The 19,346-nt window shown below is 68.6% G+C and carries 18 protein-coding genes; 14 read left to right on the top strand and 4 right to left on the bottom strand.

The window, feature by feature from the left end; genetic code table 11:
• The first annotated feature begins 46 nt into the window (after positions 1–46).
• Both ACFVV0_RS00625 and ACFVV0_RS00620 read left to right on the top strand, forming a co-directional pair.
• Entirely contained in the window at positions 47–685 is a 639-nt protein-coding gene (locus tag ACFVV0_RS00625; RefSeq protein ID WP_387057022.1) for a DNA-3-methyladenine glycosylase family protein, read from the top strand.
• Between the two features lie 80 nt (positions 686–765).
• The gene (locus tag ACFVV0_RS00620) at positions 766–1,656 is read left to right on the top strand and encodes an FRG domain-containing protein (protein ID WP_387057020.1); all 891 of its coding nucleotides are present in this window, start codon (positions 766–768) and stop codon (positions 1,654–1,656) included.
• A 52-nt stretch (positions 1,657–1,708) separates the two neighbouring features.
• On the opposite strand, the gene ACFVV0_RS00615 is transcribed toward ACFVV0_RS00620, so the two are convergent.
• Positions 1,709–2,854: a DUF4185 domain-containing protein gene (locus ACFVV0_RS00615; RefSeq protein ID WP_387057018.1), complete on the bottom strand. Its 1,146-nt coding sequence runs from the start codon at positions 2,852–2,854 to the stop codon at positions 1,709–1,711.
• 193 nt (positions 2,855–3,047) lie between these two features.
• Between ACFVV0_RS00615 and ACFVV0_RS00610 the strand changes: the two genes are divergently transcribed.
• The 12 genes from ACFVV0_RS00610 (at position 3,048) to ACFVV0_RS00555 (ending at position 17,108) form a co-directional block, all read left to right on the top strand.
• On the top strand, positions 3,048–4,082 hold the full coding sequence (locus ACFVV0_RS00610; protein ID WP_387057016.1) for a LacI family DNA-binding transcriptional regulator: 1,035 nt from the start codon (positions 3,048–3,050) through the stop codon (positions 4,080–4,082).
• A gap of 121 nt (positions 4,083–4,203) precedes the next feature.
• Positions 4,204–5,139, top strand: a complete 936-nt coding sequence (locus ACFVV0_RS00605) for an ROK family protein (RefSeq protein WP_387057014.1) — start codon at positions 4,204–4,206, stop codon at positions 5,137–5,139.
• Complete coding sequence (locus ACFVV0_RS00600; RefSeq protein ID WP_387057012.1) at positions 5,136–6,911, top strand: class I mannose-6-phosphate isomerase; 1,776 nt, start codon at positions 5,136–5,138, stop codon at positions 6,909–6,911. The genes ACFVV0_RS00605 and ACFVV0_RS00600 overlap by 4 nt, the downstream gene beginning before the upstream one ends.
• A 150-nt stretch (positions 6,912–7,061) precedes the next feature.
• A complete protein-coding gene (locus ACFVV0_RS00595) occupies positions 7,062–8,321 on the top strand; it encodes an ABC transporter substrate-binding protein (RefSeq protein ID WP_387057010.1) in 1,260 nt (419 codons plus the stop codon).
• Entirely contained in the window at positions 8,321–9,196 is an 876-nt protein-coding gene (locus tag ACFVV0_RS00590; RefSeq protein ID WP_387057008.1) for a carbohydrate ABC transporter permease, read from the top strand. Before ACFVV0_RS00595 ends, ACFVV0_RS00590 begins: the two co-directional genes overlap by 1 nt.
• 10 nt (positions 9,197–9,206) lie before the next feature.
• Positions 9,207–10,031, top strand: a complete 825-nt coding sequence (locus ACFVV0_RS00585; protein WP_387057006.1) for a carbohydrate ABC transporter permease — start codon at positions 9,207–9,209, stop codon at positions 10,029–10,031.
• Positions 10,032–10,048: 17 nt separating this feature from the next.
• Positions 10,049–12,187, top strand: coding sequence for a hypothetical protein (locus tag ACFVV0_RS00580; protein WP_387057004.1), 2,139 nt, complete (start codon positions 10,049–10,051; stop codon positions 12,185–12,187).
• Positions 12,184–13,404 (top strand): lipase, encoded by a 1,221-nt coding sequence (locus tag ACFVV0_RS00575; protein ID WP_387057002.1) that lies wholly within the window; start codon positions 12,184–12,186, stop codon positions 13,402–13,404. The genes ACFVV0_RS00580 and ACFVV0_RS00575 overlap by 4 nt, the downstream gene beginning before the upstream one ends.
• A gap of 20 nt (positions 13,405–13,424) precedes the next feature.
• A complete protein-coding gene (locus ACFVV0_RS00570; protein ID WP_387057000.1) occupies positions 13,425–14,297 on the top strand; it encodes an SMP-30/gluconolactonase/LRE family protein in 873 nt (290 codons plus the stop codon).
• Between the two features lie 2 nt (positions 14,298–14,299).
• Positions 14,300–15,259 (top strand): DUF4432 family protein, encoded by a 960-nt coding sequence (locus tag ACFVV0_RS00565; protein WP_387056998.1) that lies wholly within the window; start codon positions 14,300–14,302, stop codon positions 15,257–15,259.
• The gene (locus ACFVV0_RS00560; protein ID WP_387056996.1) at positions 15,259–16,080 is read left to right on the top strand and encodes an SDR family NAD(P)-dependent oxidoreductase; all 822 of its coding nucleotides are present in this window, start codon (positions 15,259–15,261) and stop codon (positions 16,078–16,080) included. Before ACFVV0_RS00565 ends, ACFVV0_RS00560 begins: the two co-directional genes overlap by 1 nt.
• Positions 16,077–17,108 (top strand): mannonate dehydratase, encoded by a 1,032-nt coding sequence (locus ACFVV0_RS00555; protein WP_387056994.1) that lies wholly within the window; start codon positions 16,077–16,079, stop codon positions 17,106–17,108. Before ACFVV0_RS00560 ends, ACFVV0_RS00555 begins: the two co-directional genes overlap by 4 nt.
• A 15-nt stretch (positions 17,109–17,123) precedes the next feature.
• On the opposite strand, the gene ACFVV0_RS00550 is transcribed toward ACFVV0_RS00555, so the two are convergent.
• The 3 genes from ACFVV0_RS00550 to ACFVV0_RS00540 all read right to left on the bottom strand — a co-directional run bounded on the left by ACFVV0_RS00550 (position 17,124) and on the right by ACFVV0_RS00540 (position 19,326).
• Positions 17,124–17,528, bottom strand: coding sequence for a PIN domain-containing protein (locus tag ACFVV0_RS00550; RefSeq protein ID WP_387056992.1), 405 nt, complete (start codon positions 17,526–17,528; stop codon positions 17,124–17,126).
• Positions 17,525–17,734, bottom strand: a complete 210-nt coding sequence (locus ACFVV0_RS00545) for a type II toxin-antitoxin system VapB family antitoxin (protein ID WP_387056990.1) — start codon at positions 17,732–17,734, stop codon at positions 17,525–17,527. The genes ACFVV0_RS00550 and ACFVV0_RS00545 overlap by 4 nt, the downstream gene beginning before the upstream one ends.
• Positions 17,735–17,802: 68 nt before the next feature.
• Positions 17,803–19,326, bottom strand: coding sequence for an ATP-dependent DNA ligase (locus ACFVV0_RS00540; protein WP_387056988.1), 1,524 nt, complete (start codon positions 19,324–19,326; stop codon positions 17,803–17,805).
• Between the last annotated feature and the right edge of the window lie 20 nt (positions 19,327–19,346).

The raw sequence follows: 19,346 nt of genomic DNA, 5'->3' as shown, positions 1-19,346 counted from the left end.
GACGATGACGCGGAGCTGTGTGCGTCTGCGCAGAAAGGTGCGAGCGATGGTGACCCCGGCTGAGGCGGCACAGGTCTTGGCCGAGCGCGATCCGGTGATCGCGCGGCTCCTGCGCGAAGACGGCCCGCCGCACGTTCCGTTTCCGCCCGAGACCCCGTTCGCGGGACTGGTGCGCGGGATCACCTCCCAGCAGATCGGCGGGGCCGCCGCCACAGCGATCCATGGCCGCCTGATCGCGGCGCTCGGCGGGGACATCACGGCGGAACGGATGCTGACACTGTCGGACGAGACGTTGCGGACGGTCGGGCTCTCGGGCGCGAAAGTCCTGTCGCTGCGCGACCTCTCCCGCAAGGTCATCGCCGGCCAGGTCGAGCTGGCTCCGCGTGTGCTCGAGCACCAGACCGATCAGGAGATCGTGGAGCGGCTCAGCACCGTTCGCGGCATCGGACGGTGGTCGGCCGAGATGTTCCTGATCTTCCAGCTCAACCGGCTCGACGTCTGGCCGACGGGAGACCTCGCCGTCCGCAAAGGATTCGGGCTCGCCTGGGGCATCCCGACGCCGACAGCGAAGGAGCTCGAACCGCTCGGCGAGCCCTTCCGCCCGTATCGCACCGTCGCTGCGTGGTACTGCTGGGTCGCCGCGCGACTCTACGGGCGTTCCTCGGCCGGTCCGACGACAGCCTGATCGGCCGGTTGCTGCCCGGGTCTACCATGCGAGCAAGGCAAGACTTCCTCTCTTCCGGCGATCAGTGACGGGGGTGTCCGATGCCGCACGCAGTCGGCATGCAGTGGCGCAACACGGGCTGGTGGGTCGAGCCGTCCGATGCGAGGCAGGTGATGAGCCTGATCGGATGCATCGGCGCCTACAGCGCGCGCGCCCGGTTCGCGTGGCGAGGCCTGTCGAGCGCCGACTACGCCCTGCTGTCGTCCCTCCATCGCTGGGTCGGCCCGACAGCCACCGAGAGCATGATGCGGGCCGCCGAGGTCGAGTTGATCGCCGCTGCCCGGGAGTGGGGGCTCGGGCGCGGCCCGATGGGGCATGTCGACGATCTCCAGCTCCTGGCCGACCTTCAGCACTACGGCATCCGCACCCGGCTGATCGACTTCAGCAGCAATCCCATGACCGCCCTGTGGTTCGCCTGCCAGACTCCGAGCCGTGTCGGTGTCGCGAAGAGCGGCGTGCTGCTCGCCGTGAACCGCTCCGGATGGTCGGAGTACGCGACCGTCGCGAGTCCCGCCGCACTGACCCGCGGCGATGTCGATGATCCGACCGGCAACCGGCTCAAGCAGGCGTTGTCGGAGCAGCGCTGTTTCGTCGTGAACTCGTCGACGCCGAACGATCGCCTGCGCGCCCAGGAGGGCTTCTTCATCACCGGCCCGATCCCGGACGAGCCCGCTCCGCCGTTCACCGGTCTCGCGGTGGAGTACTCCGAAGGGGACCCGGCCCAGCTCAGCGCGTGGCTGAGCGACCCGCGAGGTCAGGGCAACCCGTCGAACATCCCGTTCGTCGCGGTCATCATCAGGGCGGGTCTGAAGCAGCGGCTCCGTCTCTACCTGGAGGGCACCTACAACCGGTCGGCGCGCATCCTCTTCCCCGATTTCGCCGGTTTCCGGGAGTTCGAGAACCTCGCGAGACCGCGGGAGGGCGTGGAGTGACGAAACGCCCTGCGCCATTCGCGACGCAGGGCGTTTTCGTTCTCGGAACCGGTCAGTGCGAGATGTTCACGTCCACGTCGACGTACCGCGGACGGTAGTTGTCGACATCGGCGTAGACATCGGCGGTGTCGAAGCTGTTGACGTTGTAGGTCACCAGCAGGGTGTTGCGATCGCCCAGCTCCGGATGCGCCTTCGCGTTGTAGGTGAACACGTTGCCGGAGGTCTCGGGTGTCGTGTAGAGCACCGTCTTGTTCAGGAACGGGCCGGTCAGCGCATCCGCCCGGTACATGACGACCTTCGCGCTCAGCGCCTCGGTGGTGTCACCGGTCACGAGCGTGTACTTGCCCTGGAACTTCGTGACACTGAATTCGTTTGCCACGCCGTCCATGATGCGCGCCGACGTCGACTCGTCGGTCGACCATCCGGTGCCCGTCCAGTACTGCCGCACGCCGGTCGTGAGCTGGCCGTTGCGCACGCGGGAGAGGTGGAGGTACTTGGTCGACTGCAGGTCCTCGACGCCGTAGACGTACGTGTAGCCGCCGTCTTCGTAGATGGCGGAGCCCCACTGCACGATTCCCGCCGGCCGCTGGGTGATGCCTTCGAGCCGCATGCTGGGCAGCGAGAACGAGGCGATCGCGGAGTTCTGGAACGCGAAGTCGAAGCCACCGGTTCCGGTCCTCGCGAATTCGAGCAGAGAGACCCGCAGGTGGTTGCCTTCGACGGTTCCGTCTCCGAACCAGTACCAGTTCTGGGCTTCGTCTCCACCGGGAACGCGCACCAGCGACTCCGGCGCCGTCGCTGTGCCGCCGTTGTACGTCGTCAGCGTTCCGTGGTTGTCGACGATGATCGAGTTGTGGATGAAGGGCGAGTCCGCCGGTCGCGAATGGTCGGCGTTCACCGTTCCGAGGAAGGTGTCGGAGTACAGCCAGGCCGTCTTGCCGCCGGGAAGCGCGACACTGTACGCCGAGTCGGCTCCGGTCCAGCGGCCGGCGGTGTCGCCGTAGGTGCCGAACTTCTGGGTCAGGGGCTGATCGACGGCTGCGCTGGTGGTGATGGTCTCGGCTCCGCCGTGGTGACCGTCGGGGTGGCCGGCCGGGCCCGCGGGCGCGGCGGAGGCCGCGAGAGGGGCCGTCGCGGCGAGCGCTGCGCCGAGGAGCAGGGCGGTCGCCGCGCGAACGCGGGCGCGATGGAACGTCATAGTTCTCCGATCGTGTCGAGCGGTCGTCCGGATGCCCGGACGGCGCTGTCCAAAGAGGAAATAGTGCTGATATCGTTACCAACGTGGGTCAAGCTACACCGATGTGGCCCTGCTGTACAGCAATCCGATAGCTGGATGCCGGCCGGTAGTAGGTTGAGTTCCGACCGAGTGGCCGGTCAGACGAGGAGCGAGCATGACCACGATTCCGCTGAACGGCGGCGCGGCCAGGCAGCCGACGATCAAAGAAGTGGCCGCCCTCGCAGGTGTGAGCCCCATGACCGTCTCGCGCACTCTCGCCGGCGGCAAGAACGTGCGGCCCGACGTGCAGGACCGTGTGTTCGAGGCGGTTCAGTCGCTCGGATACCACCGCAATGAGAACGCCAGAAGCCTCCGCCCCGGGCAAGCGAGCGGACTGGTCGGCGTGGCCATCACGAACCTCGGCAACCCGTACTACGGCAACTTCGCCCTGGGCGTGGAAGAGGTTGCCTCGTACTACGGCCGCCGCATCGTGCTCGGGAACACCGGGGAGGACGTCGGGCGCGAGCGTCAGCTGATCGCCGACTTCATCGGCCGGCAGGTCGAAGGACTGATCGTCGTTCCGTCCGGAGGCGACGACGCGCATCTTCAGTACGAGGCACTGCAGCACACCCCGCTGGTTCTGGCCTCGCGCACCGTGCCCGGGGTGCTGGCGGATGCGGTGGTGCTCGACGACATCGGCGGCGCCTACCGAGGTACGTCCGCCCTGCTCGACGCCGGCCACACGCGTGTGGCGTACCTGGGCAATGTGACGAGCGTCTTCACGGGGCAGCGCCGCTTCGAGGGCTACCAGCGCGCGCTGGAGGAGCGGAGCATCCCGATCGAACCCGAGCTGGTGCGCCGCGGGCAGCAGGATGCCGAGACGGCGAGTGCGGCGATGAGTGCCCTGCTCGACCTCGTCGAGCCGCCCACCGCGGTGTTCAGTGCCAACAACCGGAACTCGATCGGCGCCTTGCAGGCGATCGCCGCGCGCCTGCGAGCGGATCCGGATGCGATGCGGCCCTCGATCGTCAGCTTCGACGATTTCGAACTGGCCGAGCTGATGCCGGTGCCGGTCACCGTGGTCGACCACGACCCGCGCGAGCTCGGCAGGGAGGCCGCTCGCCTGCTTTTCGCCCGTCTGCTCAACGCTCCGGATGCTCCGCCGAACGAGGTCGAGATGCCGACGCTCCTGCGGGTCGCGCGCCCGTAGTCCCGCGCCGTCGCCATCGGGAGGCGACGCCTGAGCGATGAGCCGACTTGACGACTGGTCGCCGATGTGCGCTATGGTAACGATACCAACCACCACGATGTCGCCGACAGAAGGAGAGACGATGACCGCACTGTGCATCGACTTCGGCGGCACCGAGATCAAGCTGGGCGTGCTCGACGGGGGAGAGATCCTGGCCGCGAGCGCTCTGCCGAACACCGGGCGCGAATCCGATCTGGAGGCCGTGCGCGTCGCGGCCCAGGAGCTGGCCGACCGCGCCGCCGTCGGCTTCCACGGGGTCGGGATCGCGCTCCCCGGCGTCGTCGACCGCACGCGCGGCGCTCTCGTCGCCGCTCACGACAAGTACGACTGGGCCACCGGCCGCGATCTGCTCGCCTGGGCCACGGAGGCCTTCGGCGTGCCCGCTCTCGTCGAGAACGATGCGCGTGCCGCGCTCCTCGGCGAGACCACCTACGGCTGCGCATCCGGAGCCACCGACGCGGTGCTCGTCACCCTCGGAACCGGCATCGGAACCGCTGCGATGATCGACGGCGTGCTCCTGCGGGGCGCGCGCGACCACGCGGGCATCCTGGGCGGCCACATCACCGTCGACCTCGACGGGCCGGCATGCAACTGCGGCAACGTCGGCTGCGCTGAGGCCGTCGCGAGCACCTGGGCGTTGCAGCGCGACATCGCGGCGAACCCCGACCTGGCCGCGGCTCTGGCCGATGACGGGATCGCGGAGCGCGCCTCCCGTCCGGGTCTGAAGGAACTCTTCGAGCACGCCGACGACCCCCGCGTCGCGCCCGTCGTCGACCGCTACCTCCGTGCGTGGGCCGCCGCCATCGTCGGCCTTTGCCATGCATACGACCCGAGCGTCGTCATCGTCTCGGGAGGCGTGATGCGCTCGGCCGGCCTGGTGCTGCCGCGCCTCACCCAGCTCGTCCACGAGCACCTCTGGTCATCGTCTTACCGTCCGCCGCTGGTCACGCCGGCGGCGCCGGAGCACTCCGTGCTCCTCGGCCTGTCGGCCGCCGTCTCACGAAAGGACACTCCGTGACGTCATCCCCCTCGACCTACGACAAGCAGCCGTCCGTGCCGCTGCCACCCGGCAGCCGCGTGTGGCTGGGCGCCGAGGCGTGGCAGCAGCTCGACGAGGCCGCCCGGGCGGCAGCCGGCGACCGTGCGCCGATCGTGGCGGTCGACTGCTATCCCGGAGTGGACGTGGCGGGCGTCGTCGCGGAGCTGAGCGAGGCCCTTCCGGCGTATGCCGTCATCGACATGGAGGGCGCGGCGAAGCCGATCACGCAGATCGACCACCTCATCTGCCGCTCACTCACCGATGACCGCGTCTTCGGCGTGATGAGCCACTTCACTCTCGATGAGTTCTATGTCGAAGCCGAGCTGGACGCACTGGCCGAAGCGGTCGTGGCGACCGGACGACCGACCATCCTGGTCGGCTGGGGAGCGGCGCTCGTCCCGGTCGAGGCCGATGTGCTCGTGCTCGCCGATCTGGCGCGCTGGGAGATCCAGCAGCGGCAGCGCAAGGGTGCGACGAACTGGCACACCGACAACGGCGGCGAAGACAACCTGCGCAAGTACAAGCGCGGCTTCTTCGTCGAGTGGCGCACCGCCGACCGGCACAAGCGCACCCTGTTCGACCGCGTGGACTTCGTGCTCGACACGAACACGAGCATCCGGGAGGCCGGGCTCATCACCGGCGACGCGTTCCGGGGCGCTCTCGCCCGCGCCGCTGCGGCGCCGCTGCGTGTGGTGCCGTTCTTCGACCCCGGGGTCTGGGGTGGCCAGTGGATGAAGGAACGCCTCGACCTCGACCCTTCGGCCGACAACTACGCCTGGTGCTTCGACTGCGTGCCGGAGGAGAACTCGCTGCTGCTGGAGGCCGACGGCCGCGTCGTCGAGATCCCGGCGATGGACCTGGTGCTCACACAGCCGCGCGCCCTGCTCGGCGAGAAGACGTTCGCCCGCTTCGGGGCGGAGTTCCCCATCCGCTTCGACTTCCTCGACACGATGGAGGGCGGCAACCTCTCGCTGCAGGTGCATCCGCTCACCGATTACATCCTCGACACGTTCGGGATGCACTACACCCAGGACGAGAGCTACTACATCCTCGACGCCGAGCCGGATGCCCAGGTGTACCTCGGCCTCAAATCGGGCATCGACCCGGATGCGATGGTCGCGGCACTCGAGGCCGCGACCGACGGCGCGCATCCCTTCGTCGCCGAGGACTTCGTCAACACCTTCCCGGCGCGCAAGCACGACCACTTCTCGATTCCGGCGGGCACCGTGCACGCATCCGGTGCGAATGCGATGGTGCTGGAGATCTCGGCGACGCCGTTCATCTTCACCTTCAAGCTCTGGGACTGGGGACGGGTGGGCATCGACGGCATCCCGCGGCCGATCCATCTGGAGCACGGCCGCAAGAACATCCAGTGGAATCGCGACACCGAGTGGGTCGACGAGAATCTGATCGACCAGGTCGAGCTCGTGAGCGAGCAGAACGGTGTGCGCGAAGAGCGGACCGGCCTGCACAGCCTCGAGTTCATCGAGGTGCGGCGCCACTGGTTCGACACCGAAGCCCAGCTCGACACAGAGGGCACGGTCAACGTGCTGAATCTCGTGGAGGGCGACGTCGTGGAGGTGGTGAGCCCGACGAACGCGTTCGAGCCGTACCGCATCCACTACGCCGAGACCTTCATCGTGCCCGCATCCGTCGGGCCCTACCTGATCCGCCGCACCGCCGACTCGACCAGCGAGACATTCGCCACGGTCACCGCGTCGGTGCGGGGTACCCGCACCACCGACAACTGAACACAGTCCGCACCACAGCAGTACGAACAATCCGCGTCCTTGCAGGGCAAAAGAAATCCTGCTAGCTTTGCTGGCGGTATTGGTAACGATACCAAATCGAGCGGGGGCGCAGGTACGGTCAACCGGCCGTACCCGAACAAGGGAGTTCAGATGAACAGAAAACGCACCATCGGACTAGTCGCCTCCGTGCTCGCGACGGGTCTCCTGCTCGCCGGGTGCTCCGGCAGCGGCTCGAGCACGGCGACGACCGGGACCCTCAAGTTCTACACGGACAAGGCCGCGTGGAAGCCGCAGTTCCAGTCGCTCAACCCCACGTCGCAGAAAGACGTGAAGATCGGCCTCACCACCACCGGGTACTCGGACGAGAACCAGTACCAGGCGTTCGTGAAGCAGTCGTTCCGCACCCAGCAGAGCCCTGGCCTCTTCACCTGGGCGACAGGCGACTCGCTGAGCCAGCTGGTCGACCAGAAGCTCGTCGCCGACACCTCCTCCGTCTGGAAGCAGGCCATCGCCGACGGCAACGTGAGCAAGGATCTCGAGAAGTACTACACGTTCGACGGCAAGCAGTACTGCGTGCCGATGAACATCGCGTACTGGGTCATGTACTACAACAAGAAGATCTTCGACAAGTACGGCATCGAGAAGCCGACCACGTGGAAGGAGCTGATGGAAGACGCCGCGAAGCTCAAGAAGAACGGTGTGACGCCGTTCTACCAGACCAGCACGCTCTTCACGTTCCCGTGGTTCGAGACGCTGGTGGCCGGAACCGACCCCGCGCTCTACAACGGGCTGGCCGACGGCTCGGTCAAGTACACCGACCCGAAGATCGTGGCGATCATGAACGAGTGGCTCGACCAGGAGAAAAAGGGCTGGTTCAGCGACGCGGGCAGCAAGACCGACCCGGCGCAGATGCTGAAGCAGGGCGACATGGCCATGATCAACTTCGGCACCTTCTTCGGCGCTTCGCTCGACGGGGTCGGGATGAAGGCCGGCAGCGACTACGACTACTTCATCATCCCGTCGGTCGACCCGAGTCTCTCCAAGACTCCGGTACCCGTCGAGACCGGGCCGATGTGCGTGGCGCAGAGCTCGAAGCAGAAGGACCTCGGACTCGCTTACTCCAAGTGGTGGATGACCGCGCCCGCTCAGACCGCGTGGAACAACGCGCGCGGCGACGTGCCGTTCAACCCGAAGGCCGAGGTGAAGGACTCCGAACTCAAGAAGCTCGGCGAAGACGTCGCCGGTGGCGACTACCAGCTGGTGACGCGCTACTTCGAAGCAGCGCCGACCCCCATCCTGAATGTGGCGCTGGAGGAGTTCGGGGCGTTCTCCGCCAACCCGGGCGACCCGCTGCCGTATCTGCAGAAGATCCAGGATGCCGCTGACAAGTACTGGGCAAGCAAGAAGTAGTGAAAGCCAAGAAACAGCAGTACCGCTGGGCCGCCCGGGGTTTCGTCACCCCGGGCGTGCTCCTGGTGGCGGTCCTCCTCTACCTGCCCCTGCTCTGGACCGTGTTCCTGAGCTTCACCGACTACAACGGCCTCGGCGATCCCACGTGGGCCGGCTTCTCCAACTACCTGGAGATGTTCGAAGACCCCGACTTCCTCAACTCGCTGTTCAACACCCTGCTCTGGGTGGCCGGAACGCTGATCATCCCGGTCGGCCTCGGGCTCACGCTCGCGCTGCTCACCTGGAACCTCAAGGGCGGGGTGTGGTTGCGGCTTCCGTTCCTCATCCCGTACGCCATCTCCGGAATCGGGGTCGGCCTCATCTGGTCGTTCGTGCTGCAGAGCGACGGCGCGCTCGATCAGGCCCTGCACTTCTTCGGGATGGGCGACACACCACGGTGGCTGCTGGATGCTCCGCTGAACACGGTCGTGATGATCATCGCCGCCGCGTGGCAGGGTGTCGGGGTCAATGCGCTCCTCTTCACGATCGGGCTGCAGTCCATTCCCAAGGAGCCGCTCGAGGCCGCACGTCTCGACGGCGCACGGGGGTTCCGGCTCTTCGGCAGCATGCTCTGGCCGATGCTGCGCCCCCTGACCACCGTGGTCATCGGGTTGTCGATCGTCGCCAGCCTGAAGACCTTCGACATCGTGCTCGGCATGACGAAGGGCGGCCCGGGCCGGGTGTCCGAGACACTCGCCCTCACCATGTACAACGACACGTTCGTGAACAGCCAGTACGGGCTCGGGTCGGCGATCGCGGTGTTCCTCACCGTCGTGACGCTGCTCGCGAGCATCCTGTACCTGCGTCAGCAGCTGTCGAAGAAGAACGAGATCTAGGAGCACCCCGATGGCATCGACCGCTTCCCGCGCGTGGCGCACCGCCGTGCTCGTCTTCTTCGGGCTCATCTGGCTGGTGCCCGTCTACCTGCTCGTCATCAACGCGAGCAAGTCTCCGCAGGCGTACGACTCCCACCAGTCCTGGCTGCCGAACGGCACCGATCTCATCGGCAACATGGTGGAGGCGTGGAACCTCAGCAACCTGGGCGACAGCCTGCTCAGCACCGTGATCTACTCGATCGTCTCCCCGGTGATCGCCGTGCTCGTCGGCGCCGCCGCCGGATTCGCGATCGTCGCGCTCGGACTCAAGCACGGCTTCTGGTGGTTCGTCTTCATCTTCGGCGGAACCGTGTTCCCGCTGCAGATGGTGCTGCTGCCTCTGTTCGACGGATACTCGCGCACCGGCCTGTTCGACACCCAGCTCGGCATGGTCATCGTCTACACGGCGATCTCGATCCCGTTCTCGGCGTTCGTGATGCGCAACTTCTTCACCGGGATCGCGCACAACGTGTTCGAGGCGGCGGTGGTCGACGGCGCCTCCAGCGTGCGGATCTTCTTCCGGCTGTACCTGCCGATGGCGTCGAGTGCGCTCATCGCGGTGTTCATCCTGCAGGCGACCTTCATCTGGAACGACCTGCTGCTCGGCCTCACGCTGAGCCAGTCCGACAACGTGCGGCCGATCGTCACGACCCTGGCCGGCATGCAGAGCACCTACGGCGGCGCCCAGCTGTCCACGGTTCTCGCGGCCGGCATCCTGGTGTCGCTGCCGACGGTCGTGCTGTTCCTCTTCACGCAGAAGTTCTTCTCCCGCGGCCTGGCCCTCGGCCAGTACTGACCCAGCTAGGAGCATCAATGCCCCGCACCATCCCCACCGTCGACGACCTCGCCGCCGATGTCATCACCCACCACTACGACGACCTGATCGCACCTCCCGGACTCACGAACTTCCTCGGCACGACCGTGGTGGGGCACGATCTCGCTTCGCTGCAGGCCGTTACCTTCCCGCCGGTGTCCCAGGGACTCGCCCAGACCGGCGCCCTGTTCGTCGACGGCCGCGTCTTCGAGTCGTTCGGCATCCCGATCGCGCATGCCTGGCGCCCCGACCGGGTGGTGCGGAGCGCCTCGGTCGACGGACTCGACATCGCGACCACCACGGTGTGCGTGCCGGGCGAGACAGCTGTCGCGATCGACGTGCGCGTCACGAACCGCGGGACCGCGCGCCGCTCGGTGACGCTGACCCTGGCCGTCAACGCTCGTGTCGTTCAGGCCGATGGCGCCTGGGGAGACGCCGAGTCGCCGAGCGAGCGCAACGAGGTCGAGGTGGATGCGCGTGGCGACCGCCTCGTCTTCGCCTCTTCTGCTCAGACGGCGTGGAGCATCCAGGGCATCGACCGTCCGTCGCGGGCGGCGAAGAGCGCGGTTCCCCCGACTCCGGTCGACGAGTTCGAGGTGGGGATCGGCGGAGCCGGCCGCGGCGGTGAGCTCTCGACGGTGCTGGACCTCGAGCCCGGGGAGACCGGCCGGTTCGGTTACGTGCAGGCCGTCGCGACCACGCGCGACGAGGCGGAAGCGGTGTTCGACCGCGTCTCAACCGACGTTCCGGGGGCGGTCGCCGCAGCCGAGACGATGTGGAACGACCAGCTCGAAGCGATCTTCACCCCGGGCAACAGTGAGTACTCGGGCCACCTCCCGGCGCTCGAGACCACGTCGGACACCCTTCGGCGCCTCTACTGGTGGGGGGCGCTCGGCGTCATCTGGTTCCGCCGGGAGTTCGCCGGCAACGTGCACGGGCGCAGCTACGACACCTTGATGCCCAACTACTGGGCGACCACCACGTTCATCTGGGACTACAGCCTCAGCTCGGTCGTGCACTCGATGCTCGACCCCGATGAGATGCGCGGACAGCTCCGTCACTGGATCGCCAGCGACATCCACACCCACTTCGGCACATCCTCTCTCACCGGAGGGGCGGTCGGCCGCTGGTACTCGGTCAACGACTACGCCATGACCCGGCTGGTCGACGACTACGTGCGCCACACCGGAGACCTCGGCTTTCTCGAGGAGCTCATCGGGGCCGGCGACCGCGAGGCCACCCGGGTCGCCGACCACGTGGTCGAGTGGGCCGAGGCCTGGAAGGGGCTGCGGAGCGCGAGCGCCCTGGCCGACTACGGCGAGATCGACAACCTTCTCGAGTGCGTCAGCTCGTACACGCACGAGGTCGCGAGCCTCAACGCCGCGAACGTGTGGAACCTGCGCACGGCGGCGGGCATCCTCGAGCGGCTCGGCGACGGTGCGGGGGCCGAGCGGCTGCGCGCCGAAGCGGAGGCGTTGGTGCCCGAGGTGCTCGCGCTCTACCTCGACGGCACCGGACACTTCGCGGCCGGGCAGCCCGACGGCACGCGCATCCCGGTGAAGCACTGCTACGACTTCAACGTGGTCGGCACCACCATTGCGGCCGACCTCGACCCGCGCATCCGGGAAGAGATGGTGCGCTTCTTCGAGCACGACCTGCAGACCGACAACTGGATGCGCGCCCTCTCGCCCTGGGACCCGGACGCGAGCTTCAGCGTGCGCCCCGACCATCAGTGGAACGGCGCATACCCGGCCTGGCCGGCCGACGCCGCCCGCTCGCTGTTCGCGCTCGGCGCGGAGGACGTGGCGCTGCCCTGGCTCGACGGCCTCGTGCGCTCCACCAACCAGGGGCCGGCCGGTCAGGCGCACTTCGTGGAGGAGGCGCTTCCCGGCATCAACGGCGGCGCCCGCAAGGCCCCGCCCCAGCTGCCGTACATCAACGACTGGGCGTGCGCATCGTCGGGCGCGTGGGTGCAGCTGATCCTGGAGTCGGTGTTCGGCGCGCGCGTCGGCATCGACGGCACGGTCACGGCCGACGGAACCGCGACCCGGCTCGATCCCGACGCGACGCTGACCGGGTACCGGGCCGGCGGACGCAGCTACACGATCCACGCCGACGGGCGAGTGGAGGAGGAGTGACCGCAGGCGCGGCTCCGTCGACGGGCATTCGGCCTGCCGACGTGCCGCTGGCCGACGTGCCGCTGGCCGACGTGCCGCTTGACGGCGGACCGGTCGAGATCCGCGGCGCTGTGCGCGTCGAGCGCACCGGGCGAGGCGTGCTTCCCCGGCGGCTCGGCGCCGCCCAGTGGTCCCAGATCCCCGACGACTTCATGCTCGCCTCGGTGTCGCAGAGCGCGGGCGTCCGGCTCGCATTCCGCACGTCGGCGACCACGCTCGAACTCGACGTCCTCGCCACGAAGATGATCGAGAGCGAGACGGCGCCGATGCCGGCAGCACTCTATGAGCTCGTGGTCGACGGCGAGTTGGTGCAGACGCAACAGTCGTCGGTCGGCAACCGGTTCGTCTTCACCTTCGAACGGCCCGAGGCCTACGTGGTGCCGGGCGAGCCCGACACGGTGCGCTTCGACGGTCTGGCGGCCGGAGCGAAAGACGTCGAGCTGTGGTTGCCGTACTCCGACGAGGTCGAGCTGCTGGCTCTCCGAGCGGACGCACCGGTCGACCGTCCCGCGCCCGTCACGACCGTGCGCTGGCTGCACCACGGCTCGTCGATCAGCCACGGGTACGTCGCCACGCGCACGAGCCGCACCTGGCCGGTCGCCGCGGCACGGGCATCCGGTGTCGAGCTCACCAGCGTCGCCTTCTCCGGCAACGCCTTGCTCGACCAGCTGACGGCGCGAACGATGCGGGATGCTCCCGCCGACGTGATCAGCGTGAAGGTCGGCATCAACATCGTCAACGGCGACATGATGCGACTCCGCGTGTTCCGCACCGCCGTGCACGGGTTCATCGACACGATCCGCGACGGGCATCCGGATGCTCTGCTCCTGATGATCTCGCCGGTGTTCTGCGGTCCTGTGGAGCAGTCGGCCGGACCGACCGTGCAGGACCCGACCCGAACCGACCCGTGGACGATCTCGGCCGGCACCCCGGAGCAGGTCGCCGAGGGAAAGCTGAGCCTCTCGGTGATCCGCACCGAACTGGAGCGCATCGTTCGCGAGCGCTCGCAGACGGACCCCGCCCTGCGCTACCTCGACGGACTCGAGCTCTACGGTGCGGCCGACAACGCGCGCCTGCCGATGCCCGACAACCTGCACCCCGCCGACGACGTACAGCAGCTGATCGGCGAGCGCTTCGCGCGGATCGCCTTCGGGCCGCACGGGCTGCTGCGGGACTAGGCGACGAAGGGCGTGCGAGCATGACGACGGTGAAGCGCTATCCGGAGCCCGAGGTCGTGGTCCCGGCCCAGGCGGCGGTCGGGGAGGGCCCGGTGTTCGACGTGCGCACCGCGCGGCTGTGCTGGGTCGACATCGAGAACGGCCTCCTCTTCGAGACCGACCTGGAATCGGGCGTCACGATCTCCCACGCTGCGGGGATGACGCTCGGTGCAGCGGTCCCTCGGGCATCGCATCCGGGGTTCGCGGTCGCTGTCGACGACGGCTTCGGAATCCTCGACGCCGGCGGCCTTACGCTCGTCGATCCCGTGCTGCCCGAGCCCGATTGGCGGATGAACGATGCGGCCTGCGATTCGCAAGGACGGCTGTGGGCCGGGAGCACGCACCGTGCGTTCGAGCCCGGCGCCGGCACGCTGCACCGCTGGGACGGCGAAGGGCCGAGCGAGGTCGTGGCGACCGGATTCACCCTTCCGAACGGAATCGGCTGGAGCCCGGACGACACGCGCCTGTATCTCGCCGACAGCATGACCCACGAGCTGCTGGTCGCCGACTTCGTCGCGGAGAGCGGAGCGGTCGGGCCGTTCGAGGTCCTCTGTCGCGTCGAGGCCGGGCTGCCCGACGGGCTCTGCGTCGACAGCGACGGATGCCTGTGGGTCGCCGTCTGGGGGGCATCCGTCGTGCAGCGCTACACCTCGACCGGGGAGCTCGTCGGCGAGGTCGCGATGCCGGTGAGCCAGCCGTCGAGCTGCGCTTTCGGGCACGACGGGATGCTGTACATCACCTCCGCACGGTCGGGACTCTCCGGGCCGGAACTGTCCGCGCAACCGCTGGCCGGATCGGTCTTCGCCGTCGCCACCGAGACCAGCGGCGTGCCCGTGCACGCGTTCAGAGGGTGACGATGCCCACCGCTCCCGTTCCCGCCATCCGGTTGCGGACCGAGTCGATCCGCGCGGAGATCGACCCGGGACGAGGGAGCGACATCCTCTCACTCGTCGACGTGCGCACCGGGATCGACGTTCTCTTCCGCACGCCGTGGCGCTCCCGTGCCGATGCCGTGCGGTCCGGGCAGGCGCCATCGACCGCGGATCCGACGGCCGCCTGGCTGGAGCAGTACCGCGGCGGCTGGCAGACGCTCTGCCCCGTCGCCGGTGACCCGCGCCGGGTGCACGGCGCACCGGTCGGCTTCCACGGTGAGGCGTCGGTCGTGCCGTGGGCTGTCGACGAGGTGACCAGCAGCTCGGCGCGTCTCCATGTCGAGCTCTTCTCGGTCCCGGTTCGCATCGACAGGGTCGTCGAGCTCCAGGGAGCGACGATCACGGTCACCGACACGCTCACCAACCTCTCCGACGTGACGATCGGGCTCGACTACTCGCACCATCCGGCGCTCGGCGGGCCGCTTCTCGACGGCCCCTGCGTGATCGAGACGGGTGCGACCCGGTTCGTGAGCGACCCCGAGCGAGCGACCGCGCTCGCTGCCGGCGCGACCTTCGACTGGCCGCACGCCGCCGATGCGTCGGGCGAACCCGTGGACCTCGCCGCCGTTCCCGCGCCCGGGAGCCGTCGTGAACTCTTCGGCTGGCTCGACGGATTCGCGCAGCCGTTCGCGACGATCGTCAATCCCGGTCTCGGGCTGGGCGTCCGTCTCGACTGGGACGGAGCGCTGCTGCCGTACGCGTGGCTGTGGCAGGAGCTCAACCAGACGGACGCGTTCCCGTGGTACCGCCGAGCCCGGGTGCTCGCGATCGAACCGGCCAGCGTGCCGACGAGCGGGCCCGATCGCGCGAGTACTCTTCGCCTCGGACCGGGCGCGTCGGCGCGCATCCCCGTCAGCATCACCATCGAAGACAGGAGAACCTGATGCCCGAACAGGATGGGCGGGTCGCCCTGGTGACCGGCGGCTCGCAGGGAATCGGTCGCGGGGCCGCGCTCGCCCTCGCGCAGCACGGTTCGGCCGTCGTCGTCCATGGTCTCGACCTCGCCGGCGCCGAGCAGACGGTCGCGGAGATCACGGCCGGTGGCGGCCGCGCGGCCGCGGTGGCCGGACCGATCGACGATCCGGAGACGACCGAGTCCGCGGTGCGCGCTGCCCTGCACCACTTCGGCGCGCTCGACATACTCGTGACGTCGGCGGGCATCCAGCGGTACGGCGATGTACCCTCGACGTCGCTCCACACCTGGAACGAGGTCTTCGCGGTCAACGTGACCGGCGTCTTCCTCGCCGCCAAGGCCGCCCTGCCCGCGCTGCGTCGCAGCGGAGCGGGCGCGATCGTCATCGTCTCGTCGGTGCAGGCGACGGCGACCCAGACGCAGGTGGCCGCCTACACGGCGAGCAAGGGCGCGTTGCTGTCGCTCACGCGCTCGCTGGCGGTGGACGAAGCGGCGCACGGCGTGCGCGTCAACTCCGTCAGCCCCGGCTCCGTCGACACCCCGATGCTGCGCGCATCCGCCGCGCTGTTCGGCGACGGCACCGGGCAGGGCGTCGAGGACGTTCTCGCCGACTGGGGCACCGCGCACGCCCTCGGCCGGATCGCGCGCGCCGAGGAGATCGGCGAAGTCGTCTCGTTCCTCGCCGGCCCCCGCGCGAGCTTCGTCACCGGCGCAGAACTGCGCGTCGACGGCGGGCTCCTCGCCCGCCTGGCCGCAGCCGTTCCCCCCTCGAACAACGGAGACACACCATGATCCAACTGAGCGAGATGCTCGCACCGCGGCCCGAGCCCCTCTGGAGACTCGTCAAGCAGTGCGGCGTCGACACGGTCGTCGCGACCCTCAACGGCGCGGAACAGGACCAGCGGATGTTCGCATCCGTCGGCAAGAACGGTTTCGTCGGAGCCGCAGCCGACGACACCCCGTGGAGCGAAGCGGCGATCGCCCGCGACGTCGAGACCTTCGCGGGCTACGGACTGACGACCATCGCGATCGAGGACACCGCGCCGATGGACAAGGTGCGGCTCGCACAGGCGGGACGCGACGAGCAGATCGACAACGTGATCACCCAGGTGCGGGCAATGGGACGACTCGGCATCCCGACCCTCTGCTACAACTGGATGTCCGTCTCGAGCTGGGGGCGCACCAGCACCGACACCCGCGGTCGTGGCGGTGCGCTCGTGACCGGATTCCGCGCCTCCGACTCCGAAGCGCTGCCACCGCTCGCCGAGCCGGGCGAGGTGACGGAGGAGCAGCTGTGGGCCGGTCTGGAGTACTTCCTCGAGGCGGTCATCCCTGAAGCGGAGCAGGCAGGCGTGCGGCTGGGCATGCATCCGGACGACCCGCCACGGGCCCTCGGACGCAACGTGCCCCACATCATGCGCTCACCGGATGCGTACCGCCGGCTCATGGCGCTGAAGCCGTCGCCCAGCAACGCGATCACGTTCTGCCAGGGCAACTTCGCGCTGATGGGCGAGGACCTCCCCACACTGATCCGTGAGTTCGGAGCCCGCGACCAGATCGCTTTCGTGCACTTCCGGGATGTTCGGGGCACGGCGGACGACTTCGTCGAGACGTTCCACGACGAGGGTCAGACCGACCTCCCCGAGTGCATGCGCGCGTACGCCGAGGTCGGCTTCTCAGGCCCGATGCGACCGGACCACGTCCCCACCATGGAGGGCGAGAGCAACGACCGGCCTGCCTACGGCACGCTGGGCAGGCTGTTCGCGATCGGCTACATCCGCGGGCTGGAGCACTCCGTCTACGGAAAGCCCTCGGCATAGGGTGCTCGCCGGCGGCTACTCCGGAACGTATACCTGCCGCAGGGCACCCCTGGTCGCCCGTTCGATGTATCCGAAGTCGCGGTCGCTGTTGAGCAGAACCGCGTCGTTCGCGAGCGCGTATGCGGCGATCAAGCAGTCGAACGCGCCGGCGGCCCTCATCATCCCGCTCCGCCACAGTGCCTGCTGAAGCTCGAGGGCCTGCTCCTCGGTGGGGTGGCTGAGCGCGGGAAGGAGCTCAGCCATGTCCTGTCGGAGCTCCTGGTACTCGGCTTCGTTGCGCGCGGAGTGGCAGTATTCGAGAACCTGCGGCGGGCACGTGATGATGAGGTGTTGCGGAGACAGCTCCCGGAGTCTCGCCGTGATCCGGGCGCTGCGTCCGGCCTTCTGCCACACCGAGTTGTCGACGAGGTAGGTCGTCACTGGGCGTCAGGCGTGATGGTGGGAGCGTCGATCTGCGCGGACTCGAACCGGCGGGCGATGATGCGCTCCACGGCAGCCGGTTGCCGCCGGACCGCGATGAGCGTTCGCAGGGCCAGGTCGACGGTCTCGCGATTGCTTGCCGCACCTGTCAGTTCTTTGGCGATCCGGAGCTCATCCGGGTCGATGTCGATGGATGTGACCGTCATGACTGCCCCCTCGTCTATATAGACGACTATATAACGATCGCGCCGTGCAGTCGACCCCGGTCCCGTCACTACTCCCGCAGAAGACTCCTCAGCGTCTGGATCGTGTCGGCGTCCTCCGCCGGCTTGTCGTCGCGGTACCGCTTGACGCGCGCGAACCGCAACGCGATCCCGCCGGGGTAGCGGCTCGAGCGCTGCACCCCGTCGATCGCGATCTCGACGACCGTGGTGGGCGCCACCCATACGGTGTTGGCGGTGCGGCGCACCTCGATCTGCTGGAAGTACTCGGTCTGCCACCGCAGCAGTTCGTCGGTGAGACCCTTGAACGTCTTCCCGACCATCACGAACCCGCCGGGATCGCCGAACTCGCCCGTCGGATCGAGGGCGCCGAGGTGGAGGTTCGAGAGCCAGCCCCGGCGCCGTCCGGAGCCCCACTCGCACGCCAGCACAACGAGGTCGTAGGTGTGCACCGGCTTCACCTTGATCCAGCTGGACCCGCGTCGGCCGGCCGCGTAGGGCGAGTCGATCGCCTTGACGACGACGCCCTCCTGGCCGGCCGCGAGTGCGTCCCGCGAGACGCGCTCGGCGACCTCCGGGTCGGCGGTGACCTCACCCGGGATGCGGTGCTCCCCGGCGACGCGCTCGAGTTCGACCAGCCGCACGCCGAGCGGCTCGTCGAGGAGGTCACGGCCGTCCACGTGCAGCACATCGAAGAACCACGGATGCAGCAGGGTCTCGCGGGCCGCGTCAGCACCGAAGCGCGACATCGTCTCCTGAAAGGGCCGCGGGGCGCCGTCCTCGTCGAGGGAGAGGGTCTCGCCGTCGAGGATGACGTCGCGCACCGGTAGCCGCCGCACCACCTCGACCACTTCGGGAACGCGGTGCGTGATGTCGGCGAGATTGCGCGTGAACACCCGCACCTCATCGCCGGCACGGTGCACTTGGATGCGCGCTCCGTCGAGCTTGTACTCGACCGACGCCTCGCCGGTCACCGCGAGCGCTGCGGACGCGCTCGCCGCCGTCGCCGCGAGCATCGGAAGTACCGGTCGCCCCACGACAAGCCCCACCGCATCGAGCTCCTCGGCGGTGCCGGTCAGGGCGAGTCGAGCCGTCTCGCCGAGGTCGCCCGAGAGCATCGCGGCGCGGCGCACGGCATCGCCCGACCGGTCGGAGGCGCGCGCGATCGCATCCGTGAGCACTCCCTCGAGCGCCCCGGTACGCATCTCGCCGAGCAGTACCCGGCCCAGGAACTCCTGTTCCCGTCCGGTGGCGCGGGCGGTGAAGTCGCCGAGCTCCCGGCTCCGGTCGCCGGCCGAGCCCGCGCCGGATGCGGCGGCGAGCCTGTCGAGCAGTGCGTCGAGGTCGGCGATCGTGAGGCTGGATGCGGTCGCCGGCTCCCCCATCGCGGCGGCGACACCACGCCAGCCGACCCCCACGCGTCCCTGGCGAGGCTTGCCGACGACGAATCCGACCGCCGGCGCGATCTCGTCCGGCTCGAGCTTCGTGAGCAGACCGGCGAGCGCATCCACTTTCGCCAGTCGCGACCGGGTGGATGCGACGGCATCAGCGGTATTGACGAGCGCGTCGAGCAGCATGCTGCCAGTGTGCCACCAGC

The sequence above is a fragment of the Leifsonia sp. NPDC058230 genome (genome assembly GCF_042882245.1).
GTDB lineage: Bacteria > Actinomycetota > Actinomycetes > Actinomycetales > Microbacteriaceae > Leifsonia.
This window is presented reverse-complemented; position numbering and strand designations above follow the sequence as displayed.